Raw genomic sequence first — 3,459 nt, forward strand, 5'->3', positions numbered from 1 at the left:
GAAGCCATGGGCGCACGCCTCAGCGAGCATCTGCGCATTCTGCAGCGCGACTTCCCGCAACTGGGCGATATCCGTGGGCGGGGCCTGATGCTCGGGGTTGAACTGGTCGATCCAAGTGGCCCGGTGGACGCGCTCGGTCATCCACCGGCCTTCGCTCGCCTGGCACCGCTGGTGCAGCGCGAGTGCCTCAAACGCGGCCTGATCCTCGAACTGGGCGGTCGTCACGGCGCGGTGGTGCGCTTCCTGCCGCCGCTGGTGATCACTGCCACCGAAATTGATCGCGTCGCCGAGATCTTCGGTCGCGCGTTGGCCGCTGCCACCGCTGCGCTGTAAATTTTTTGCCGCGGCGCACGTTCTTTCTACATACCCGGCTGCACCTGTGGTGCGGCCCACCCTTACAACGATGGAGAACCAGCATGACGTCAGTATTCGACCGCGAGGACATCCTCTTTCAGGTCGTGGTCAACCACGAAGAGCAGTACTCGATCTGGCCGGACTACAAAGCCGTGCCGCAAGGCTGGCGCACCGTGGGCAAGAGCGGCCTGAAAAAGGAATGCCTGGCCTACATCGAAGAGGTCTGGACCGATATGCGCCCACTGAGCCTGCGGCAGAAAATGGAAGCGCAGGTTGCCGCGCAATAAGCTGCCGGGCAAAAAGAAACCCGCTGAACCGGAGACGGTCAGCGGGTTTTTTCATGCCCCGGATTTGTGTTGGCTGGGCAGGCCCTATCGCTAGCCTGCTAGCGATGAACGGTAACGCGGTTTCGGCTGAAACTAAGCCCCGCTCAGACCTTTGAGCAGCAAATCCACATTCCCCTCAAGCTCCGCCACCGGGTCCGCCGCATCGGTGCTCAACACCACCAGACGACTACCCGATTCGGCAATCGCCGCTTTCACTGGCTCCGAAGGCTGGCGATGATGCAGTACCACCGCGACATCGTTGTCCTTGAGCGTTGTCGTGAGTTTCTTCAGATCCTCTGCCGTCCACTCCGCATCCGGTCGAGGATCCTGGCCGATCAGTTCCAGGTTCATGCTGCCGATCAGATAACCAAAGTGATCGCTCAAACTCATCACGCTCAGATTGTCAGCGCTGGCCAGACGCGCCTCGCTGTCGGCACTGAGTTTCAGCAGGCGCTGTTTCAATGCCGCCAGATTCGCCTCAATGGCAGGCTTGGCGCTAGGGGCCAGGCGCACCAGGTCCGCCGCCATCACGTCGGCCATGCGCCCCATGTTATTGCTCGCCAGCCAGGGCTGACTGTTCAGGCCATCAACCTTCAGGCCCGGTTGCACGGCAATGCCGGGCAGGGCGCCGTCCACCGGGCGCGCGGCGTCGACTTCAACGATGCGGATATTGCTGCGCCGGGCGATCGGGTACAGCGGATCATCGGCCCACAGCGAACGCACGCCGATCACGGCATCGGCATCGGTCGCCAGTTTGCTCAGCGCCGGAGCACCACGACCGGTGAAGTACGCGGTCTGACGACTGCCCGGCAGATTTGCCGGCGCCGCACGTTCAAGGTTGACGTCAGTGCCTTTGAGCAGCACTTCGCTCAAGCCGTAAGTGATCGGCAACGAGGCCAGCACGCGCAGGGGCTTGGCGTTTTCGGCCGCCAGCAACGGTGTGCCGACCACACCGCACAGCGTGATGGCCAGGGTCAGTTTTCGCAGAGAAAAAGTCATTTATCCAAGGTTCCCTTTCAGACTCGGGACAACCCCGCGCGCGATGGCGGCGAGGGCGAAGGCAATGCCGGCGACCAGAATGATCGCGGCGCCGGACGGAATCGGCAGATCGAACACGATCGGCGCCAGAATCCCGCACAAGGTGCTGACCGTGGCGATCACTACCGAGCACCCGAAAAAGCCTTTCAGCGACTGGCTGAGCAACCGCGCAGCGGCGGCGGGAATCACCAGCAGGGCGCCGACCAGAATCGCACCGATCACTTTCACTGCGGCGACGGTGATCAGCGTCACCAGAATCACGAACAGATAATCCAGGGTCTTCACGGCCACGCCACGTACCGCCGCCAGTTGCGGGTTGAAACTGGCGAGCATGATGCGGTTGTACAGCGGCAGCGCCAGGGCCATGACCAGCGAACCGACGATGGCCAGCACCGCCAGATCATTGCCATTGACCGTCAGTACCGAGCCGAACAGCACGTTTTCCAGAATGTGCACGTTGATCTTGCCCGCCAGAATCAGCAGCAGGCTCGCCCCCAGGGCCAGCGATACCGAGAGGAACACGCCGATCAAGGTGTCCGGCGCCAGACCCGTGCGGTTGCGCAGGTAGTTGAGCAGGATGCCGAACAACAGGCAGTAACCGAACAGGCTGCCGTACGGCCCGGTGTAGGGTTCGCCAAGCAGAATGCCGATGGCCACGCCGGTCAGCGCCGCGTGGCCGACCGCTTCAGAGAAAAACGCAAAGCGCTTGACCACCACCAGCGTGCCAAGGCCGCCGAGTACTGGACCGATCAACAGTCCGGCAAGCAGCGCATTGACGACAAAACCGTAGGCCAATGCTTCCGGCAGATAACCGGACGAGGCCCAACCCTGGACCATCAAACGGAAGGCTTCGTAACTCATCAGGCACCACTCCGTGGATGGGTCGAGAACAAGGTCAGCAGGCGTTCCGGGGTCAGTGCCTGTTGCGGCGTGGCGTCGAACAGCACGCGACGGTTGAGACCGGTGACGCGATTGGCCAGACGGCCAACGGCTTCCAGGTCATGCTCGATCCACAACACGGTAATGCCTGCGGCACGCCAGTCTGCGAGCAGGCGTTCGAACACCTGAATCCCGGCTTCATCGAGGGCCGACATCGGCTCATCGAGGACCAGCAATTGCGGCGCCGGGATCAAACCCTGGGCGAGAAGCACGCGCTGCCGTTCGCCGCCGGACAAGGCGCCCATGCGGCGTTTGCGTTTGTCCTGCATGCCGACGCGTTCCAGCGCTTCACCGATGGCGCCGGCGTAGTGCTTGCTCAAACCGAGAAACGCCGGGCGACGCTGGCACATGGCGGCCATGAAATCGTCGACCGTCATTGGCAAGCCGCGATCGAACTCCAATGCTTGTGGCACGTAACCGATGGTGCCGGGCGCGCCGGGCCATTGCAGGCTGAGCTGGCCCTGATGCGGCATCTGCCCGAGCAAGGTCTTGATCAGCGAACTCTTGCCGCCGCCGTTGGGGCCAACCAGTGCGTGCACGCTGCCGGGCTGCACCTGGAAGCTGACGTTGTCGAGAATGGTTGTGCGGCCGAGCGTCAGACTGACCTGCGCAAATTCCAGCGTCGGCCCCGAAACCTGTGGGAGCGACGGTGCGACGATTCGACTTGCTCGCGAATGCGGTGTGTCATTCAACAATGATGTCGGTAGATCCGGCGCTTTCGCGAGCAAGCTCGTTCCCACCGGGGTTTCGGTGTTGTCGGCGATCAGGTTTTCTTTGGAAGTCATGCGCCGGACTCCTTAAT

The 3,459-nt window shown here is 62.4% G+C and carries 5 protein-coding genes; 2 read left to right on the forward strand and 3 right to left on the reverse strand.

Annotated features, from left to right (window positions below):
• Both DBR24_RS31350 and DBR24_RS26620 read left to right on the forward strand, forming a co-directional pair.
• Window positions 1–333: aminotransferase class III-fold pyridoxal phosphate-dependent enzyme (locus DBR24_RS31350; RefSeq protein ID WP_256591869.1), on the forward strand; the 333-nt coding region annotated here is incomplete at its 5' end.
• A gap of 83 nt (window positions 334–416) precedes the next feature.
• The gene (locus DBR24_RS26620; protein ID WP_123466418.1) at window positions 417–641 is read left to right on the forward strand and encodes an MbtH family protein; all 225 of its coding nucleotides are present in this window, start codon (window positions 417–419) and stop codon (window positions 639–641) included.
• Window positions 642–773: 132 nt separating this feature from the next.
• Here the strand turns inward: DBR24_RS26620 and DBR24_RS26625 are convergent, their stop codons facing one another.
• The 3 genes from DBR24_RS26625 to DBR24_RS26635 are packed head-to-tail and all read right to left on the reverse strand — an operon-like array spanning window position 774 to window position 3,442.
• Complete coding sequence (locus tag DBR24_RS26625; RefSeq protein WP_128616203.1) at window positions 774–1,679, reverse strand: metal ABC transporter solute-binding protein, Zn/Mn family; 906 nt, start codon at window positions 1,677–1,679, stop codon at window positions 774–776.
• Complete coding sequence (locus DBR24_RS26630; RefSeq protein WP_123467302.1) at window positions 1,680–2,579, reverse strand: metal ABC transporter permease; 900 nt, start codon at window positions 2,577–2,579, stop codon at window positions 1,680–1,682. It abuts the gene before it with no gap.
• Entirely contained in the window at window positions 2,579–3,442 is an 864-nt protein-coding gene (locus DBR24_RS26635) for a metal ABC transporter ATP-binding protein (protein WP_128616204.1), read from the reverse strand. The genes DBR24_RS26630 and DBR24_RS26635 overlap by 1 nt, the downstream gene beginning before the upstream one ends.
• Between the last annotated feature and the right edge of the window lie 17 nt (window positions 3,443–3,459).

Origin of the sequence: Pseudomonas sp. HMWF006, assembly GCF_003061205.1 — a bacterium.
Classification (GTDB): domain Bacteria; phylum Pseudomonadota; class Gammaproteobacteria; order Pseudomonadales; family Pseudomonadaceae; genus Aquipseudomonas; species Aquipseudomonas monsensis.